Source organism: Pseudoalteromonas sp. BZK2, from assembly GCF_014349195.1.
In the GTDB taxonomy this organism is placed as follows: Bacteria; Pseudomonadota; Gammaproteobacteria; order Enterobacterales; family Alteromonadaceae; genus Pseudoalteromonas; species Pseudoalteromonas simplex.
Genome location: NZ_JACSOG010000022.1, coordinates 45,501 through 64,211, shown reverse-complemented (window position 1 = coordinate 64,211; position 18,711 = coordinate 45,501). Strand labels below are relative to the sequence as shown.

The following is an 18,711-nucleotide window of genomic DNA, read 5'->3' as shown; positions in this document are numbered from 1 at the left end:
TGAAAAAGGGCCGTTAAGCCCTTAAAAATCTTCCTTAGAGTGGCGCTCTGCTAATTGCTCAGCTTCATCACCCCAAGTTCTATTGACTCTACGACCTCGTTTTACAGCAGGGCGGCGCTCAATTTGTTTTGCCCAGCGCATCACATGGCTGTATGACTCAACATCTAAGAACTCTGCCGCATCGTATAAATTGCCAAGTACCAAGCTGCCATACCAAGGCCAAATAGCGATATCGGCAATTGAATATTCGCTACCAGCCATGTAGTCATGGTCACTTAAATGACGGTTTAATACGTCTAACTGGCGTTTTACCTCCATGGTGAAACGGTCAATTGGGTACTGCATTTTGAAAGGGGCATAACTATAAAAGTGACCGAAGCCACCGCCTAAGTATGGAGCAGAGCCCATTTGCCAAAACAGCCAATTACGACATTCTGTTTTACTGGCGTGATCGCTTGGGATCAGCGCATCAAACTTTTCTGCCAAGTATTGTAAAATTGCACCTGACTCAAACACGCGAGTAACGGGTGTGGTACTGTGATCCATTAAGGCTGGGATTTTTGAATTAGGGTTAACACTTACAAACCCTGAAGAGAACTGGTCACCATCGCCAATTTTAATTAAAAATGCATCGTAGTCGGCTTCATCAATACCAAGCTCTAATAGCTCTTCGAGCATGATAGTGACTTTTTGGCCGTTTGGTGTCGCAAGCGAGTAGAGTTGTAGGTCATGTTTACCAACGGGCAAGTCTTGCTCGTGGGTTGCACCTGAGACCGGACGATTTGTCTTCGCCCATTCACCACCGTTTTCTGCATCCCATTGCCACACTTTAGGTGGCGTATAACTGTCGGTATTACTCATTGAAACTCCTAAATTGTGCTTTAATGAATGTCATTACGAGACTACCATCCTAGTTGATCAGATAGAGCAAGGGAAGTACAGTTATTAATTATGAATAACAAGGAGGATGACATGAAAAAGCATGGTTTAGCCATTGGCCTTGAACGAAGTGAAATACTTTGAAGACCCGATCATTGCCACTGAGTGGTTACACGAATAAGGAATTAAGTGATAGAAAACAGCCAATTAAAGGTGGCCACCTTTAATTTATATAATTATTTAGCGCCACCTGACGCCTTTTATGATTTTCAGCGCATTTATAGCGCTGAGCAATGGGCCAAAAAGCAGCGCTGGTTGGCCGATTATCTTAAAAATCAGCAGCCAGACATTATTGGCTTTCAAGAAGTGTTCAGTATCAATGAACTAAAACAACAAGTTAACGCAGAGGGTTACCCTTATTTTGCAGTGGTTGATGAGCCAACGGTGATTGATGACTTTATTTATCGCGATCCGGTTGTGGCCATTGCCTCACGCTATAAAATTATTGCTGTCAGTCAGGTTGAGGCAGAACAAGATGATATTTTAGCGATGGGCTTGAGCGCTAGTTTTAACTTTAGCCGCAGTATTATTCGCGCGACACTTGAAGTACCTCACATAGGACACGTCGATTGCTATGTAGTGCACTTTAAATCTAAACGCAGCATGCTCCATCACCAAGATGATGAAAGCCATAGCGAACAGCAAAACGTAGTTATGCAGTTAAAATCACAAGCCCTTGGGCGCTGGGCATCAAGCATGCAGCGTGGCAGTGAAGCAGCGCTGTTACTCGTTGAAATTATTAAGCGCAGAGCGCACACTAATAACCCTGTGATTGTGATGGGGGACTTTAATAATGAGTTACACGATGGTGTGCTTAACCATTTAATCGCTGACCACCTTCGTTTTAGCGGTCATAGCCAAAATAGCCCATCTCGTTCAGAGTTTAAACTACAAGATAGTTGGCAACTCTATCAGCGCCATGTTGTCACTGAGAACGACAGAGAAGCCACCCACTATTTTGGTAGTAGCAGCTCAGTATTTGATTATATTCTATTATCCCGTGAGTTTGATGCCGGGTTTCAGGGTAGCTTTTTTGAAGTAGTTGATTATCACACTTATGATCAGCACTTAATCAACCCACAGTTTGCCTATGATGATCAAAGTACCGACCATGGCGTTGTGATGGTGACAATGAAGTTAAGAGACTAACTTATAGCTTTAAGCTGCAAGTCTTAAGTTCCAAGTTGAAAAACAGTTAATTTTTTACCCAGCCGATACTTAAAAGATATCGGCTGCCAGACGTTACCCGCGTTACCTGATGTTCGCAGATATCAGGACGGAACAATTTGATTCGTGAGCTTTCGTAGAGTGGGGCAGAGCAGATAAACTCCCCACCCGAACGCGCTTTTTTGAGTACAATATTAAGCCTGAAATGTTTACCTCTAGCGACTTTATCGGTGTGAGCCGCTATTTCACTGCCCTCAGGAAAACGCAAAATATACATATCAAATTTAATTGGCCAGCGAGCTGTGCAAATTAGCATTTTATCGTAGCCTGAAAGCTGCCGGCCTTTTTCAAAACGAAAGAGCTTTTTAAATAGCGAAGGTGTGGTCATTGTTATTTCAAAGCTTTCAGTTTAAAGCTTAGGGCTCTTTTGTTTATCACGTTTTGCCATAATATAACCGATAAATGCGCCGCTGATTGCGCCGAATAAATGGCTTTCGAATGAAATATGAACGCGCTGCGGAAAAACACCCCAAATCAGGCCGCTGTATAACACAACAACCGCAATACTGATTAAAATGGCTTTGAATGAGCGGTGCATAATGCCGTAGCTAATTAAATAGCCCCATAAACCGTAGATAACACCACTTAGTCCTACATGAATATTGCTGCGGCCAAATAGCCATACTAGTAATCCACCAATGAGCGCAGTACCGGCAAACACCAGCCAAAAGCGTTTAACGCTAAATTGGCAAACTAGCCAGCCGAGAATAGCAAATGGCACTAGGTTACTAAAAAGGTGTGCCCAGCCACCATGTAAAAATGGCGCAAAAAATACCCCTGATAAACCAGACATCTGCCTTGGTAATATACCTAAACCGTTTAAATTTATGCCGGGTAGGGAATTAACTATTTGCAGTACCAAGCACACCAGCATAATGCCGAAAATTGCGAATCGTTTACTACTGATAGGAGGGATTTTGACAGTTTTTTTTTCAGTCATGATGAGAAGCTCTTAAATCAATGTGACCGAATGAGTATAACTTATTAAAAGTGAAGGTAAACACCTTGATATGCAAGGTGTTTACTAAAGGTCTAGGGCATGTTGACCTAGTCTAACCTAATTTGGTCAGTAGTTTTTTCGCGGCAAGCTCAGAGCTTGCAGGGTTTTGCCCTGTAATTAGTAGGCCATCTTCAATTGCAAGCTCGCCCCAGTCATCAGTTTTTTGATACTGACCACCTTGTTTGATTAACTCATCTTCAACAAGTAATGGCACAACATTGGTAAGCTGTACGGCATCTTCTTCTGAATTACTAAAGCCTGTTACTTTTTTATCAAATACCACAGATTTACCAGCGGCATTTTTCGCATTCAGTAATACGGCACTGGCGTGACATACTGCACCGACTGGCTTATCTGAGTTAAGAAATTGCTCAATTAAGCTAATCGAATCTTGGTTATCAACTAAGTCCCATAACGGACCATGGCCACCTGGGTAAAATACCGCATCAAAATCATCGGCTTTAACTTCAGCAAGAGGTTTAGTATTAGCCATTAAAGTTTTTGCTGCGCTGTCTTGCTCAAAACGTTTTGTGGCATCGGTTGCCGCATCAGGGGCTGCACTGTTTGGATCAACCGGAGGTTGGCCACCTTTAACAGAGGCTAAAGTTACCTCTACACCAGCATCAATAAAGGCGTAGTAGGGTGCTGCAAATTCTTCGACCCAAAAACCCGTTTTATGGCCTGTATCGCCAAGCTGATCGTGTGAAGTAAGTACCATTAAAATTTTCTTAGCTGACATAGTGAATCCCTTTTTGTGTATTAAACATCGTCGATAACACTATAGGGGTGAAAATAGAGTTAAACAACGCAGATAAATTTGACTTCATTGGATTAATAATTGATACAATGATTCAGGTTCGGTTAGGAGTTTGTATGAAAGTATCGTTTGAGCAGCTAAAAAGTATGGTGGTATTTGCCCACATTGTGCAGCAAGGCAGCTTAACTAAAGCGGCTCAACAACTTGGTCTATCAAGGGCTGTAGTTAGTTATCACTTAAAGAAATTAGAACAGCAATTAAAGCTGACGTTACTTAATCGCTCAACGCGCACCATGACCCTTACCGAAGCTGGTATGGCTTATTACGAACGTTGTCAGGCTATCACCGAGCACGCTGAAGCTGCTAACTTACACCTTGAGAACTTAAAGAGTGAACCGGTTGGGGTTATTAAATTGAGTTGTCCGGTGAATGTTGGTTTGCAACTTGTGGTACCGGCGCTGGCTCAGTTTAAGCGTTTGTATCCGAAAATAGATATTGATTTACAGCTTAGTGATGATGTGGTTGATATCATTAAAGAGGGCTATGACTTAGCGATTAGAGGCGTGGCCCTTGAAAGCTCAAACTTACAAGCGACTAAACTTGCAAGTATGGCTACCTGCTTATGTGGCTCAGTCGATTACTTTTCAAAATACCCTATACCAAAGAGCATTGCCGATTTAGCAGAGCATACATGGGTGGTGTATCAACCAAGTAGTGCTGTTGTCACGCTCGAAAAAGACAAACGCCGCTTTGAGGTGGCAGTTAGTGGTGGAATAAGTACCAATAATGCTGCTGCTCGAACTGCCTTTGTAGAAGCTGGGCATGGCTTAGCGAAGATCCCAGTTTATGATGCGCTACCCAGGATCAAAGCGGGATTGTTACGCACAATATTAGATGATTACAAAACTGCCGATATTGAACTTTATGGCGTATTCCCGCCAGGGGCGGCGGGAAGTAAAAAACTGCGGGTTTTACTTGATTACTTGAAGGATTATTTTACTAATCAAGTAGCCACTATGACGATTTAAACAAGTGTGCGATTAAATAAAGCGACTGCTTGTTGATACATGCTGATGGCAAGAGCTGGGTCGTATCGGTCGCCTTCGTCGCGCATAAACGCATGTTGGGCGTTCACTTCTTGCCACTGGTAATTAATGCCTGTTGCCACCGCTTGTTGGTAAATTTTAAGGCGGCCTTCTTTTGGTACATGAGGGTCTTGTTTACCCCAAACAAAATGAATTTCACCTTTAATATCTGCCATGCGCTCAAATGAGTTGTTACCCGCTTGCGCTGGTAAGGTATCGCTGTGTATATCTGTTGCGTATAAACAAAAAGCGGCTTTGATAGTCGGGTTTAATGCAGCACGGTATGCAAGGTGACCACCAATACATACGCCCATGGCACCTACATTCCCTGTGCAGTAATCTTGCTGACGTGCAAATGCAATTAAAGCGTCAGTATCTGAGTCATGGCTCTCAAGCGGTTTTGCCCATTTGTCGGCATTGCCTTTGTCTTTACCTGCATCATCATAAGCAAGTACCGTCCCAATAGGATTTAACTCATGAAAAACTTCTGGCACTAACACGACAAAACCATGACCAGCAAGTATTGCCGCAGAGCGTGCAATTGGTGCTGTTTCTTGGAAAATCTCAGAATAGAAGATAATACACGGGTATTTACCTTCTTCTACAGGACGATAAATACTGGTGCGCATTGCGCCTGTGTTGGTCGCTATGTCGTGGCTCTGGTGCTGAATAATCATGTTTATCCTTGTAAAAAACGGTTTAGCTAATAATACCTCAGCCCCACCTTTTGGACGAGTCAAAGCCCTTGAAATTTATTGATGCTCAGTTATTCCTTTGAGGCAGGATATTGCATACAGCTTGCGTAATAGGTAAGAGTAGCAGGCCAGTCAGAGAAAATAGCCATCACACCCACTTGCTTAGCAAGGGCGTCTACCACATTCATCATTTGCCCATCTTGTTTAATTACACGGGCAATCGACTGGTAATAATAACCACCGCCATTATTTAATGGACCAGAGCGCTCTAAACTCCAAGTAATGATGTTCAGCCCTGCTTGTTTAGCTTTAATAGCATAAAGCGATGGCACTATTGCACCTGACTCATCAAGGCTCAAAAGCATCCACATTGGCGGTGCGATAATGCGTACTCCATCGTCATACAGAGCCTGCATTGATGGCTGCCAAGTTGTTTCATCCATCGCATCAAAGTCTGCGTGCTCATCTCGGCCATCAAGATAAATACTGTTGCTCGCAAATTCAGGGTGATTGTTTAGCCAATACTTCACATCTTCAAGATTAAATGATTGCGGATACACATCATCGCTATTCACACCTAAATCCCGATACTCATCAAGCATTTTTTGCGCATAATCTTGCTGGCTAAAACCGTTAAATGGCATGCTAACTTGTGGGCTTTTTAGCTCGGGTGTCATTTTTACACCTAGTGATTTGAATAACTCAATGCTTTGCTGGTGGGTCATCACGGTGCCACTGTTTGCGTATAAATCAGTGCGCCAGCTTGGTGTGCCTTGCATATATTCTGCGACGGTTTTGGCATTTGCATTGGCGCCATCCATTTTAGCTTTTAAGGTTAAAAACTCAGCTTGGGTGATATCGCTGGTACAGCATTTAGCCTGAGCTGGTTGGCCGCCTTTGGCCGGGGTAAAAGGTTGGCTGCATTTTGCAGCCAACTCAGGAATCGCTAAAATGTTGGTAGTGGTGTGTAAATCACACTGTGAATGGCGACACACGAGTTGTTTGTCTTTAGTAAAGGCGACGTCACATTCAAGTACGCCAGCGCCCATTCTTGCAGCGGCTAAATATGACTCTTTGCTGTGCTCAGGAAACTGCATGGGGGCACCGCGATGACCAATTACAAAATCAGTTTTATAGAAAGGGCCATTAGCGCATGTCGCAAGTTGCTGCTTTAAAGGTCCATCAGTCATCTTGTCGATTAAATAGTAAGGCCTAGCACCCACTTGCACTGCCTGCTCCTCAGGCAGATTCTTACAACCTTGAATAATTAAAACTAAACAACATAAAACCAGTGCGCGCATAACAGCATTCCTCTAATCTAATAGAGTTTAGCCTATCATTGCTCCATGGCAGTTTTATTAAGTTTCTGATTTATAATAAGTGCTAATAAGATAATCGCTGCGCCGATGGTAAGCTTGATGATATCGGCATCACGATTCCATATCACAATGTTAACGATGATCCCTGCTGGGATCAGTAGATTATTCATGACAGCCAAGGCACCTACATTGACGATGGTCGCGCCCTTATTCCAAGCAAAATAACCAAGCCCTGAAGCAATCGTGCCTAAGTAAATTAACACGCCCCATTGTGTCGTTGTGGTGGGTAGCTTACTGGTATCACCAAATAAACCGTAACAAATCAGCGCGACAATTAAAGCGCCAATAAAGAACCAAGCAAACACCCGAGAGTGGGGGAGCTGCTCATCTTGCATTAAACGTTTGTAGGTTACTTGCCCAGTGGCAAAGCAAATATTGGCAGCCTGCACCATTAACATACCAATAAGGTAGTTCTCATCGACGCCTTCATAGCGAATAGCAACGGCGCCTAAAATAGCCAGTAATGCGGCGAATAAAAACTTGGCATTAAAACGTTTTTCAAGCAAATCGTTTAACAAAGTGATGTAAAGTGGCGTCATTACCGTGAATAGCAGTACCTCGGGCACGCTAAGGTACAAAAACGAATGGTAATAGAAGCTGTACATCACACCAAGTTGTACTGCGCCAATTGCCATGAGCTTTAGGGCTAAGGCTTTAGGCGTTTTACGCCAGTGTAAAAAGGGCAAAAATACGCAAGTTGCCAAGCCAATACGCATTAATACACTAAACCATGCATCCACTTGGCCTGCTAAATAGACACCAATAAGACTAAACGAAAAGGCCCAAAGCAGGGTTACAGCAAATAAGTAGGTCATGTTATTCGAGTTATGTGCAAAAAGGGCAGTGTATATGAGATGGCTGAAAATTAAAATTGCCCATGACGGATAATACGCGGTCATGGGCAATGGGGGGGGTTAGGGTTGGCTGGCAACAAAGGCTTTGGCTTGTTGCTTTAAAAGCTCAAGTGCGTTGCTATCGTAAAACGTGCTGTGCGAGACAACACCCTTTAGCGTTTGTGTATTACTAATATCAATAAGCGGGTTTTTTGAAAGCAAAATGAGATCCGCTACTTTGCCTTCACTAAGGGCACCGTATTGCTGTTGTTTATTTAAAAATTTAGGCCCCGCAAGTGTCGCAGCTTGCAGCGTTTGCAGTGGTGTTAGGCCATATTCAGTAAAAATACTCAGTTCTTGGTGTAAAGAAAGCCCCGGATAAATATACGAATTTAAAAAGCCTGCATCTGTGCCTGCAATAATGCTCACACCTGCTTGTTGGGCGATAGGGAGTAACTGTGCGGTTTTAATAAAACGCTCTTTGCGCTGTTTGATTTGTGCAGGGGTGTCTTTGTTAGCTCTATCAACTCGCCATTGATAAGTCGCTTTTAAACCCTTACCTAAATAATCTAAATAGGCATCGTCCTGATGATTATCTTCATCAATGTAAGCCGTTATTTTGCCACCAATCAAGGTTGGCACCACGGCGGTGTCGTTGTTAGCAAGAACCGTAAACTTCTCAATGGCTGTTGGTTCATCAAACTGCGCGGTGATAATGGGCAGCGCAGTGCGATAGCTCAGCTCTTTTGAGGCAACCTTTGCAGAAATATCCGCTTCGTTTTTAGCCGCAGCTTTAAGCATATAGGTCATATGCTCAATAGCATCAAGCCCCGCCTTGGAGACATCAGTCACAGACAATGAAAATGGAATATGCCCCGAAATTTGGTAACCCCGTTTTTTAACCTCTTTTACTGCCTTTAGATAAAGCTCAGGCGTTAAAGCGCTGTCGGTAATTTTGATAAAATCAACGTCCATGCTGTCTAACAGATCCATTGCAGCATGCATTTCTTCAGTCGTTTCTACTTCTAAATCACCAGGCCAAATAGACCCTTTACCTTCTAATTTCGGGCCTGAGGTGAAAATAGTTGGCCCCACTAACTGACCTTGTTTTACTTGTTCTCGCCAGCTAAGTACAGATTCACTTAAATCAGCCGCAGCATCACGAACAGTCGTTACGCCGTAAGCTAAATACAGTGGCAAGAGCTGTTTATTCTCTTCAATAAGCTCATCACCACCGCCAAAATGAACATGCATATCCCATAGACCAGGCATGACATACTGACCTTTGGCATCAATCAATGTTGAGCTTTGATAGTGGCTACTTAAAGGTTTATCGCTACGTTTAATGATAATTCCATCGCGAATGGCAAGAGATTGCTGTGTTGCGATAGCCCCAGTTTGCATATCAATAATTTGGGCGTTTTCTATCACGATGTCAGCGCGCTCATCTGGGGGTGATGAACATGCAGCTAATGCTGAGCAAAGTCCTAAAAGTAAAGCGTTTTTCATGTGTGAGCTCGTGTTTTTCTTTGAGATTAGCAAAAACGAGTTAACTGACAACGACTTTGAGGTGAATAGGAATAAAAGCGGGGTGAAAATTTAATTGACACTTAAAAAGTATGAGGGTTACCCCTCATACTCTAAACAACAGTGTGATTATTCAACTAAACCACGACGCTTTAATAGTGCGTCTGTTGTTGGTTTTTGACCACGGAACTCAATGTAGCTTTGCATTAAGTCGCGGCTGTTACCTTTTGATAAAATCTCTTTACGGAAATTATCACCGTTTTCACGTGTTAAACCACCTTCTTCAGTCATGTGTGCAAACGCATCTGCTGCGAATACTTCAGTCCAAAGGTAAGCGTAATAACCCGCTGAGTAACCACCGGCAAAGGTGTGGCTGAAGTAGCAAGACTTATAACGTGGTGGTACTGGGTAGTAAGCAATACCGTGCTTGTCTAATGCATCATGTTCAAACTTTTGAACGTCTGTAACGTCAGCATCAACACCAAATGAGTGCCATTCCATATCAAGCAGTGCCGCAGCTAAATACTCAGTTGTATCAAAGCCTTGGTTGAATTTTTGTGACTCAAGTACTTTATTTAAAAGCGCTTTTGGAATTGGCTCACCTGTTTTGTAGTGCTTGGCATAGTTTGCCAGTACTGTTGGTTCAATATTCCAGTCTTCGTGTGCTTGTGAAGGGAATTCAACAAAGTCACGAGCAGTGGCTGTACCTGCTAAACTTGGGTATTTAACGTCAGAGAATAAACCGTGTGCAGCGTGACCAAACTCATGGAACATAGTCGTTACTTCAGAGAAAGTCATGAGTGTAGGTTGACCTTCAGCTGGCTTAGGAATGTTCTGTGCGTTGTAGATCACAGGCATAGTGTCTTTAAGACCGCTTTGGCTAACATAAGCACTCATCCAGGCACCACCACGTTTACCTTCACGTGCGTAAGGGTCCATGTAGAATAGGCCGATAGCGCTACCGTCTTCGTTAAATACTTCAAACACCATGACGTCTTCGTGATAAACCGGTAGGTCTTTACGCTCTTTAAAGGTAATACCGTAAAGTTTATTCATCGCAAAGAATAGACCGTCGTGGATCACTGACTGCATTTCAAAGTAAGGCTTAACTAAAGCTGGGTCTAAGTCGTACTTCTCTTGGCGAACTTTCTCCGCGTAAAACGCCCAGTCCCAAGGTTGAAGCGCAAACGTTTCACCTGACTTTTTGATTACTTGCTGGATTTGCTCTGCTTCTGCCTCTGCTTTAGCAACCGCTTTCGGTGCTAAGTCATCAAGGATGCCGTAAACATTTTCAGTTGTTTGCGCCATACGATTAGTCATTACATACGAAGCCCAATCTTTATAACCAAGTAATGCCGCTTTTTCTGCACGTAGCTTAGTTTCTTTGATGATGATAGGGCTGTTTGTTGCTTGTGCACGCGTTGAAGACGTTGTCCAAATCTTTTCACGAAGCTTGCGGTTTTCAAGGCTTTGTAAGATAGGTTGGCGAGTCGTGTTCACTAGCGTGATCATGTAACCTTCTTTACCTGCTTTTTTGGCAGCAGCTGCAAGGCTTGCAATTTCACCTTCAGATAAACCCGCTAATTCACTTTTATCTTTAACTAAAATCACATCTTCTTTGAATGACTTTAAGATGTTTTGTGAAAACTCAGTTGAAAGCTTGGCAAGCTCTGCGTTGATTTCACGCATTTTTGCTTTTTCAGCTTCAGTTAGTTTTGCACCTGCGTTAACGAACTTTTTGTAGTAGTAATCAACAAGACGTTGATCTTCAGCATTTAAAGACGCTTTGTTGTCGTAAATGCTTTGTACGCGAGCAAATAAAGCTTTGTTTAAGTAAATATCATCTGTGTGAGCTGACATAATCGGCGCCATTTTCGCGGCGATACGTTGGTACTCACTGTCAGAGATTAAACCCGATAGATTAAAAAATGCCGCAGACGTACGGTCTAATAGCTCACCAGAGTACTCCATAGCAACAAGGGTATTTTCAAATGTTGCTGGTTCTGGGTTGTTTGCAATCTTTGCAATTTCAGCTTTTTGCTGTGCGATGCCTGCTTCAAACGCTGGCTCGTAATCTTTGGTCGAAATTTTATCAAACTCAGGGGCCATGTATTGTAAAGGGCTTGGCTTGAAAAGAACGTTTTCAACATTAGCTGTTTGTGTTTCAGCGGCAGTTTCAACTTGAGTTTGAGTGTCGGCTTGTTGTGAACTACAAGCAGATAATAAAAGCACACTAGCAATCGTAGTTGCTACTAAGGTCTTACGCATGAGAGCTCCAAAAATGTGGATAAATCTTTTCTAACTTATCAAATTTTTGGCTAGAAACAATCAAGTTTGTCGTCTGAATGGGGAATTTGAACGCAAATAATGTGATGGAGGGGATAAATGTGCGTAAAAAGCCATCAATTGTGTATTAATGGCTCACTTAAGTAAAAAGTGGCACTAGCTGCCAGTTTAAATCTTGTTGGTAATAAATCACCATAGGTTAGTTGTAACCCAACACAAACTTTTTCTCTGAGCCAAAGCTTTCTGGCATAGCGTTGCCAAACTCTTTGTTAATTAAAGTCAGTGAGTGTTCTTGCTCAGCAAGTAAGTTTAAGATGCGGTTACGGTACTCTAAACTTGATTCAAATAAGTTTAGATCGACCAAGGGTTGTAAAGTGGCAAGTTTTTGTGTGAGCGTCATTTGTGACATTGTGTTCTCCTCGTGCTATTCAAAGCCTGTGAAACCTCAAGCTCTCTCTATGTATATAGCAGCTGTAGTCTAAAATAGTTAATAATTAGCGCATATTGCGCATAAAGAACTTAGTATTTACCAAGTTTTCACCTATTATGCCGTGCTAAACTTAGTCACAACTGAATCAAACTCATTTTTTACTAGGAATGTTAATTTATGACCCTTGCTGATCTGCAATCTGCACTATCGTTTGTCTTGTTCACCTACAACGATGTGCAAATTACTGTACTAAAAGTAATTCAAGTACCTTTGGTACTGTTTTTAATGTGGTTTGTGGTCACCTGGATTGGTCGATTAATTAAAAAAGCATTGCAGGCAAAAAACCTAGGCCCTGACACAGTTCACCTGTTCACGCGTATTTATCTTGTCGTTACTATTGCTGTGCTCGTGTTTACCTCGCTTGAGGTACTCAATATTCCTCTGACGGCGTTTGCATTTGTTTCTGGTGCCATTGCTATCGGTGTTGGTTTTGGTGCGCAAAACATTATTAATAACTTTATTAGTGGTTGGATATTAATGTGGGAGCGGCCAATTCGTATTGGTGACTTTTTAGAAGTAGGCACAGCAAAAGGGGTTGTCGAGACTATTAATACCCGTTCAACTCGTATCCGTCGTAACGATGGTGTGCATATGCTGGTACCTAATAGCCATTTATTAGAAAACACGGTAACTAACTGGACCTTAATTGACCGTAATGCTCGTTCGTTTGTAAATGTTGGCGTTGCTTATGGTTCAGATGTGGTATTGGTTGAAAAGCTGATGAAGCAAATTCTTAATGAGCATCCAGCCATTTTAAAAACACCTGCATCGTCAGTATTGTTTGATGACTTTGCTGATAGCTCTTTAACTTTTAGCGCTATTTTCTGGGTATGTGCTGAATCAGAAGCACCGCTTCGCCAAGTGCGCAGTGAGCTGCGTTTTAGCATCTATAAAGTATTTGCTGAAAACAACATTACTATCGCATTCCCGCAGCGCGATATTCATATTGATGGTGAAATTGCTTTAACAAGGCGTAACAGCCAAAAATAAAAAAAGCGGCTAAGCCGCTTTTTTATGCTTGTTCATTGAGTTTTTTCAGCTTCAAAGCAAGTAACACCATCATTATGCCAAACACGATTGCATAGCTTGCTACTAGCCACAGGAGGGTGATTATGCCTGCGCCTGGGTTAAATATTAGGTAGCCACCAAAGATTATTGAAATAATACCGCTACCAATTAGCAGCCACTCATTACTGATCTCTTTACGTAGTTTACTCGCAATCAATATTTCAATTACACCGATAGCAATGGCCCATGCGGCAATAAAGTAGAGCATTAAGATAGCCGTTACGTTGGGAGCAAACAGGGTTACAAGTGCAGCAGCAATTGAAATTAAACCACCCACTAATAGCATCCACCAAAGTGGGTTTTCATTTTTTGAAGCAATAGCTAACCAAGTCCTAATGGCACCATCGACAAAAAAGTAAGCGGCGAAAATAAACATCAGAATCGCTAGTGAAGCTTCTGGGGCAAACCAACCACATAAGCCAAAAACGATGGCAATGGCGCCATGGATCATCAATGACGACCAATGAGGAATGAGTGAACTTGAAATCTGCATTATCGTTTTCCTTTGCTTTAGTCTCTATATAACTAACATCTCAGCGCTTACTTGCAAAGATTTTTAATTATTTTTTGTACAGTTACACAAACCATGCTCTAATTTAATTAGCTGAATATTTCAGCGATTTAATGTTTATCGAACAAGGAATAAAGCGTGAGCCGTTGTAATACCCAGTTTTCATTACAATTTAGTAAATTATTAGTGTGTTTTTTACTGTTGTTTAACGCGCCATTATGGGCAACAACCACACCAGAAGTGACCGTTAAATCCTTAATTGATAAAGATAGCAAGGAAGAACAAGTCGAACAAAAGCCCGTCAAACAAGAATCAGAAACCAATAAACCTTCAACAGCTGAAAAAGCGCAGGAATCTCTCGAAGATGACTTGCCCTATGATGCCTTTGACCGGATAACGCCACGTAGTTCAATGCAGGGTTACTTAAAAGCGGCTCGCGCTCGCGATTTTGAACTGGCCAGCCATTATCTTGATTATCGTAATCTACCTAAAGACGTTGAAGCATTAGGAAAAATTCAACTTGCTGAAAATTTATCAGTGGTACTGGATCGTACCTTATGGGTTGATGTTGATAACTTGAGTAATAAGCCTGAAGGTAAACAAAAAGAAAGTGTGCCTAGCTATCGTGATTTGGTGGGGGAAATCAGTACATCACAAGGTAAGGTACAAATTTTATTACAACTAGTACCTGATGATAAAACAGATAATCGGATCTGGAAAATATCAAATGCAACGGTAAGTCAAATACCGTTACTCACCAAAGAGTATGGTTATAACAAAGTAGGTGAATGGCTATATGATAACCTGCCAGACATCGAATTTTTGGGGGTGATGCTTTGGCAATGGATTTATTTTGCCTTCTCATTTGTGTTGTTTTTGCTAGTCGCGATTATCATTACTCGCTTAATCACATTTATCCTAGCACATTTGAAAGTACCTGTAGAAAATGACGTTATTGGTTTTATTAATGGGCCAATTAGCCTGTTACTTGCTGTGTTTATGGCGCGTTCATTGAACGACCAATCAAATGTCACTATTGCTGTAATGGCGCTATTCCATGGCGCAACTGTGTTATTAATTGCGTGGGGTTGGATTTGTTTACGTGCTGTGGATCTTGCCAAACACAGATTAAGCCAGCGTTTTATTAAACAAGATAAGCCACAAGCGATTTTCTTATTACGACCTATAAGCAATGTAGCAAAAACTCTGATTGTCATTTCATTGCTATTTATGTGGTTTGAAAATTTAGGCTTTAATGCTACTACCTTGTTAGCTGGCTTAGGGATTGGTGGGCTTGCTATTGCCCTTGCAGCGCAAAAAACTGTTGAGAATATCATTGCTGCAATCACCCTTTATATTTCTGCGCCGGTAAAAATAGGTAATCTATGTAAATTTGGCAGTCAGTTGGGGACTGTGGAAGAAATAGGCTTAAGAGCCACGCGTATCCGAACCCTTGACCGCTCTGTCATTTATGTAGCAAATGCTAAGTTTGTTGATATGCAGCTTGAGAACGTCTCTGAACGAGAGCGAATTTCTTATCGACCTAAACTGATGCTCAGTGCCAACACCAAGCAACAAAATCTTATGTCGTTTATGCAGGCCCTAAGAGAGTTATTAGAACAACATAAGCATATCGCCTTTGAACCGTGTCGGGTTCGCTTTAAAGGCTTTACGCCTTGGGCTTTACAAGTGGATGTACTAAGCTACGTAGAGACCGTCGACTTTGCATTTTATATGGAAGTAATCGAAGAATTAAATTTAGCAGTGTTAGGCTTATTAAATGAGCATGAATGCGAATTAGCTAACCCAGAATTCGCACGAGTTACCGATTAGTTACTGAAAAAGGAGCAAATGAAAGTGGCTCTCATTTGTACATAATGTCTACACATTGTTGTAATTAGATGCACAGGACATATGTCCGCTTTATTGAAAAATAATTGCATAAAATCTTCTAAATGCGTCGATGTTGCCGCTAATTGTTGTAAAAAATTTGTATATTTCTAACTTTTAATGCAGTAAAAGTGTCATAAAGTGTTATAATCGTCAGCGTTCGTTCAGCCTCTTCACTTCGTTTTGCACTCTCGATTTAGAGGTCCGCGCAGCTTATTACAAGGCGCGAAAAATTGGCCGAGCCCGTCAAATGAATTGACGCAACATCATCACCGTTGAATAAGAGTGCATAAAAAAGGTTAAAACCCGACATGAAAGCAATGAAAAGATCTACGTTAGCAACACTTATCAATGCAACGTTGTTCTCTGCCGTAGCAGGTACTTCATTTTCAACTCTTGCTGCAGACGAAGCGCCAGCAGCAAAAAACAACCAACTAGAAGTTATTCAAATCACCGCACGTAAACGTGTAGAAAATGCTCAGGAAGTACCTGTTGCTGTATCTGCATTACAAGGTGACAACTTAGACGCTTACAGCTCAGCTGGTATGGATATTCGTTTTATGAACGCGAAGATCCCAAGCTTATCAATCGAATCTTCGTTTGGTCGTTCTTTCCCACGCTTTTATGTTCGTGGTCTAGGTAACACTGACTTTGACCTAAATGCTTCTCAACCAGTTTCGTTAGTTGTAGACGAAGTTGTTCAAGAGAACGCAATCTTAAAAGGTTTCCCTGTATTTGACGTAGCACGTGTAGAAGTTCTACGTGGCCCACAAGGTACTTTATTCGGTCGTAATACACCGGCTGGCCTTGTTAAATTTGATACAGTTAAACCATCACAAGAATTTGAAGGCTATGGTTCAGTATCTTACGGTAGCCGTGGCGCAGTTGACTTTGAAGGTGCTGTTGGCGGTGGCTTAACAGACCGTTTATCAACGCGTGTTTCCGTACTTTGGCAAGAAAAAGACGATTATATTGATAATCGTGCACCAGGTTTTGAACAAGATGACGTTTTAGGTGGTTACACTGAAAAAGCGGCACGTATTCAGTTTTTATACGAAGGTGACGATTTCACAGGTCTTTTCAACTACCACGTTCGTGATATGGACGGTAAGCCAATCGCATTCCGTGGTAACGCTATTAAAGCGGGTACAAATGACTTAGTAGATAATTTTGAGCACGATGTGGTTTACCACGATGCGGCTTCTCGTGCGACACAGCAAGTTGAATCTCAAGGCGCAAGCTTAAAGCTTGAGTGGGATATCAATGATTTAACTCTTACGTCAATCTCTGCATGGGAAAGTGCTGAAATCTATTCTCGCGCTGACATCGACGGCGGTTACGGTGCAAGCTACTTACCAGATATGGGCCCTGGTTTTATCCCATTCTACTCTGAAAGTGCTGACGGCATTCCAGATCAAGACCAATATACGCAAGAACTTCGTTTATCTAGCAACTATGCTGGCGACGTAAACTTCCAAGTAGGTGTATTCTACTTTGACGAAGCGTTAACAATCGAAAACTTCAGCTACGATACATACGGTTCAACACCGGGTGAGTTAAACGGCTATGTTATCCAGCAGCAAGATACTAAAGCATGGGCGGTATTCGGTTCATTAGATTACACAATCACAGATGATTTAAAAATCACTGCGGGCCTTCGTTACTCAGATGACGAAAAAGAATTCTCTGCAAACCGTACTTTAAGCCCAGCAGGTGGCGGTGCGTTATTCCTAACAGAAAACCCAAGTGACGACCACGTTAGCTGGGATTTATCTGCTAACTACAAGATCAACGATGACGTAAACTGGTACGCGCGTGTTGCTAACAGCTTCCGTGCACCAAGTATCCAAGGTCGTATCTTATTCGGTGATGAAGTTACTGTTGCTGAGTCTGAAACTGTGACTTCATTCGAAACAGGTATCAAATCAGACGTACTTGACGGTCAAGGTCGTGTAAACGCAACTGTGTTCTACTACACAATGGATGACCAACAATTAACAGCTGTAGGCGGTGGTGCAAACTTCAACCGTTTAGTTAATGCTGATAAGACAACTGGTTACGGTTTTGAGTTAGACACTGAGTGGGTATTAACTGACAACCTAAATGCTACATTTAACTTAAGCTACAACAACACTGAGCTTAAAGATAAAGACTTAGCTGTTGACGTATGTGCGCAGTGTACTGTAACAAACTCATTAAACAGCGCAGGTCAAGCTGTTCTTGACGGTAACAGCTTACCGCACGCACCTGAGTGGATCTCTAACCTTACATTACGTTATAGCCGCGAAGTAGCTGATGGTGAATTCTTCACTTACGCTGACGTGTCTTACCGCAGTGAAATCAACTACTTCTTATACGAGTCAGTTGAGTTTGAAGGCAAGCCTTTAACTGAAGTTGGTTTACGTGCAGGCTATGCTTGGGCACAAGGCGACAACGAATATGAAGTATCAGCATTCGTACGTAACATGTTCGATGAGCAGCAATCAATCGGTGCTATTGACTTCAATAACAACACAGCAATGGTGAACGAAGAGCGTTACATCGGTGCTGAGTTTAAAGTAAGCTTCTTCTAAGCTGAAAAATAAGTCTTATGAAAACCCGCTGTATAGCGGGTTTTTTCGTTTATAATCGCGTTGGTAACTGCTAAAGTGGCAGGATTAATTAAAGAGAAAGAGAATAGCTATGGCTGGATTTTGGAACTACCGTGTCATTTTTTGTGAAGCAACAAAAGATGAAGCGGCACAATATCAAATTCATGAAGTTGAATATAACTTAAATGGTAAAGTGACTAACTGGTCAGAAACCGGTGCCGCACCATTTGGTAATACAGTCGAAGAACTTGAAGCAGATGCAGATCGTTTAAAAACAGCGTTTTCTAAGCCGGTTTTAAAAGTGGTAAGAAAGCAACGTGGCTACGAGCTGGTTGATGTAGAAACCGGCGAGGAAGCGTTTGCTGAGCCTCCTGCGGGCTTAACAGAATAATCATATTTAAAGGTGCCTATGGCACCTTTTTACTTTGAAGGA

At 42.1% G+C, this 18,711-nt stretch carries 17 protein-coding genes; 6 read left to right on the top strand and 11 right to left on the bottom strand.

Going from position 1 to position 18,711, the window contains the following annotated elements; translation table 11 throughout:
- Window positions 1-21 precede the first annotated feature (21 nt).
- Window positions 22-861 (bottom strand): glutathione-dependent disulfide-bond oxidoreductase, encoded by an 840-nt coding sequence (yghU, locus tag BIZ38_RS14100; RefSeq protein ID WP_054551806.1) that lies wholly within the window; start codon window positions 859-861, stop codon window positions 22-24.
- 207 nt (window positions 862-1,068) lie between these two features.
- Here yghU and BIZ38_RS14095 point away from each other — a divergent pair, with 207 nt between their 5' ends.
- Window positions 1,069-2,088: an endonuclease/exonuclease/phosphatase family protein gene (locus BIZ38_RS14095; RefSeq protein WP_187490560.1), complete on the top strand. Its 1,020-nt coding sequence runs from the start codon at window positions 1,069-1,071 to the stop codon at window positions 2,086-2,088.
- Between the two features lie 46 nt (window positions 2,089-2,134).
- On the opposite strand, the gene BIZ38_RS14090 is transcribed toward BIZ38_RS14095, so the two are convergent.
- The 3 genes from BIZ38_RS14090 to BIZ38_RS14080 all read right to left on the bottom strand — a co-directional run bounded on the left by BIZ38_RS14090 (window position 2,135) and on the right by BIZ38_RS14080 (window position 3,905).
- Complete coding sequence (locus BIZ38_RS14090) at window positions 2,135-2,494, bottom strand: 2OG-Fe(II) oxygenase (RefSeq protein ID WP_187490559.1); 360 nt, start codon at window positions 2,492-2,494, stop codon at window positions 2,135-2,137.
- Window positions 2,495-2,515: 21 nt separating this feature from the next.
- On the bottom strand, window positions 2,516-3,106 hold the full coding sequence (locus tag BIZ38_RS14085) for a rhomboid family intramembrane serine protease (protein WP_187490558.1): 591 nt from the start codon (window positions 3,104-3,106) through the stop codon (window positions 2,516-2,518).
- Between the two features lie 112 nt (window positions 3,107-3,218).
- Window positions 3,219-3,905, bottom strand: a complete 687-nt coding sequence (locus BIZ38_RS14080; RefSeq protein WP_187490557.1) for a type 1 glutamine amidotransferase domain-containing protein — start codon at window positions 3,903-3,905, stop codon at window positions 3,219-3,221.
- Window positions 3,906-4,039: 134 nt separating this feature from the next.
- On the opposite strand from BIZ38_RS14080, the gene BIZ38_RS14075 reads away from it, so the two are divergent.
- Window positions 4,040-4,951 carry a LysR family transcriptional regulator gene (locus tag BIZ38_RS14075; protein ID WP_187490556.1) on the top strand — a complete coding sequence of 304 codons (912 nt, stop codon included), beginning with the start codon at window positions 4,040-4,042 and terminating at the stop codon, window positions 4,949-4,951.
- Here the strand turns inward: BIZ38_RS14075 and BIZ38_RS14070 are convergent.
- The 6 genes from BIZ38_RS14070 to BIZ38_RS14045 form a co-directional block, all read right to left on the bottom strand.
- The gene (locus BIZ38_RS14070; protein WP_187490555.1) at window positions 4,948-5,685 is read right to left on the bottom strand and encodes a dienelactone hydrolase family protein; all 738 of its coding nucleotides are present in this window, start codon (window positions 5,683-5,685) and stop codon (window positions 4,948-4,950) included. The genes BIZ38_RS14075 and BIZ38_RS14070 overlap by 4 nt on opposite strands.
- 89 nt (window positions 5,686-5,774) lie before the next feature.
- Window positions 5,775-7,004 (bottom strand): glycerophosphodiester phosphodiesterase family protein, encoded by a 1,230-nt coding sequence (locus tag BIZ38_RS14065; protein ID WP_187490554.1) that lies wholly within the window; start codon window positions 7,002-7,004, stop codon window positions 5,775-5,777.
- Between the two features lie 35 nt (window positions 7,005-7,039).
- Window positions 7,040-7,897 carry a carboxylate/amino acid/amine transporter gene (locus BIZ38_RS14060; protein WP_054551798.1) on the bottom strand — a complete coding sequence of 286 codons (858 nt, stop codon included), beginning with the start codon at window positions 7,895-7,897 and terminating at the stop codon, window positions 7,040-7,042.
- 99 nt (window positions 7,898-7,996) lie between these two features.
- Window positions 7,997-9,424: an amidohydrolase family protein gene (locus BIZ38_RS14055; protein ID WP_187490553.1), complete on the bottom strand. Its 1,428-nt coding sequence runs from the start codon at window positions 9,422-9,424 to the stop codon at window positions 7,997-7,999.
- 147 nt (window positions 9,425-9,571) lie between these two features.
- Window positions 9,572-11,710 (bottom strand): M3 family metallopeptidase, encoded by a 2,139-nt coding sequence (locus BIZ38_RS14050; RefSeq protein ID WP_054551797.1) that lies wholly within the window; start codon window positions 11,708-11,710, stop codon window positions 9,572-9,574.
- Between the two features lie 217 nt (window positions 11,711-11,927).
- Complete coding sequence (locus tag BIZ38_RS14045) at window positions 11,928-12,137, bottom strand: hypothetical protein (RefSeq protein ID WP_138616917.1); 210 nt, start codon at window positions 12,135-12,137, stop codon at window positions 11,928-11,930.
- A 198-nt stretch (window positions 12,138-12,335) separates the two neighbouring features.
- Here BIZ38_RS14045 and BIZ38_RS14040 point away from each other — a divergent pair, with 198 nt between their 5' ends.
- Window positions 12,336-13,208: a mechanosensitive ion channel family protein gene (locus tag BIZ38_RS14040; protein WP_054551795.1), complete on the top strand. Its 873-nt coding sequence runs from the start codon at window positions 12,336-12,338 to the stop codon at window positions 13,206-13,208.
- A gap of 22 nt (window positions 13,209-13,230) precedes the next feature.
- On the opposite strand, the gene BIZ38_RS14035 is transcribed toward BIZ38_RS14040, so the two are convergent.
- Window positions 13,231-13,779 (bottom strand): HdeD family acid-resistance protein, encoded by a 549-nt coding sequence (locus tag BIZ38_RS14035; RefSeq protein WP_054551794.1) that lies wholly within the window; start codon window positions 13,777-13,779, stop codon window positions 13,231-13,233.
- Between the two features lie 156 nt (window positions 13,780-13,935).
- Here BIZ38_RS14035 and BIZ38_RS14030 point away from each other — a divergent pair, with 156 nt between their 5' ends.
- The 3 genes from BIZ38_RS14030 (at window position 13,936) to BIZ38_RS14020 (ending at window position 18,669) form a co-directional block, all read left to right on the top strand.
- The gene (locus tag BIZ38_RS14030; RefSeq protein ID WP_316247584.1) at window positions 13,936-15,630 is read left to right on the top strand and encodes a mechanosensitive ion channel family protein; all 1,695 of its coding nucleotides are present in this window, start codon (window positions 13,936-13,938) and stop codon (window positions 15,628-15,630) included.
- A 368-nt stretch (window positions 15,631-15,998) separates the two neighbouring features.
- Complete coding sequence (locus BIZ38_RS14025; RefSeq protein ID WP_054551792.1) at window positions 15,999-18,260, top strand: TonB-dependent receptor; 2,262 nt, start codon at window positions 15,999-16,001, stop codon at window positions 18,258-18,260.
- A gap of 109 nt (window positions 18,261-18,369) precedes the next feature.
- Entirely contained in the window at window positions 18,370-18,669 is a 300-nt protein-coding gene (locus tag BIZ38_RS14020) for a hypothetical protein (RefSeq protein ID WP_054561952.1), read from the top strand.
- Window positions 18,670-18,711: the final 42 nt, after the last annotated feature.

What these genes read in the sequence shown, in the direction of transcription:
- BIZ38_RS14085 (WP_187490558.1), bottom strand. Translation starts at nt 3,106, where the DNA reads ATGACTGAAAAAAAAACTGTCAAAATCCCTCCTATCAGTAGTAAACGA.
- yghU (WP_054551806.1), bottom strand. Translation starts at nt 861, where the DNA reads ATGAGTAATACCGACAGTTATACGCCACCTAAAGTGTGGCAATGGGAT.
- BIZ38_RS14055 (WP_187490553.1), bottom strand. Translation starts at nt 9,424, where the DNA reads ATGAAAAACGCTTTACTTTTAGGACTTTGCTCAGCATTAGCTGCATGT.
- BIZ38_RS14045 (WP_138616917.1), bottom strand. Translation starts at nt 12,137, where the DNA reads ATGTCACAAATGACGCTCACACAAAAACTTGCCACTTTACAACCCTTG.
- BIZ38_RS14050 (WP_054551797.1), bottom strand. Translation starts at nt 11,710, where the DNA reads ATGCGTAAGACCTTAGTAGCAACTACGATTGCTAGTGTGCTTTTATTA.
- BIZ38_RS14070 (WP_187490555.1), bottom strand. Translation starts at nt 5,685, where the DNA reads ATGATTATTCAGCACCAGAGCCACGACATAGCGACCAACACAGGCGCA.
- BIZ38_RS14075 (WP_187490556.1), top strand. Translation starts at nt 4,040, where the DNA reads ATGAAAGTATCGTTTGAGCAGCTAAAAAGTATGGTGGTATTTGCCCAC.
- BIZ38_RS14020 (WP_054561952.1), top strand. Translation starts at nt 18,370, where the DNA reads ATGGCTGGATTTTGGAACTACCGTGTCATTTTTTGTGAAGCAACAAAA.
- BIZ38_RS14080 (WP_187490557.1), bottom strand. Translation starts at nt 3,905, where the DNA reads ATGTCAGCTAAGAAAATTTTAATGGTACTTACTTCACACGATCAGCTT.
- BIZ38_RS14025 (WP_054551792.1), top strand. Translation starts at nt 15,999, where the DNA reads ATGAAAGCAATGAAAAGATCTACGTTAGCAACACTTATCAATGCAACG.
- BIZ38_RS14065 (WP_187490554.1), bottom strand. Translation starts at nt 7,004, where the DNA reads ATGCGCGCACTGGTTTTATGTTGTTTAGTTTTAATTATTCAAGGTTGT.
- BIZ38_RS14090 (WP_187490559.1), bottom strand. Translation starts at nt 2,494, where the DNA reads ATGACCACACCTTCGCTATTTAAAAAGCTCTTTCGTTTTGAAAAAGGC.
- BIZ38_RS14040 (WP_054551795.1), top strand. Translation starts at nt 12,336, where the DNA reads ATGACCCTTGCTGATCTGCAATCTGCACTATCGTTTGTCTTGTTCACC.
- BIZ38_RS14060 (WP_054551798.1), bottom strand. Translation starts at nt 7,897, where the DNA reads ATGACCTACTTATTTGCTGTAACCCTGCTTTGGGCCTTTTCGTTTAGT.
- BIZ38_RS14035 (WP_054551794.1), bottom strand. Translation starts at nt 13,779, where the DNA reads ATGCAGATTTCAAGTTCACTCATTCCTCATTGGTCGTCATTGATGATC.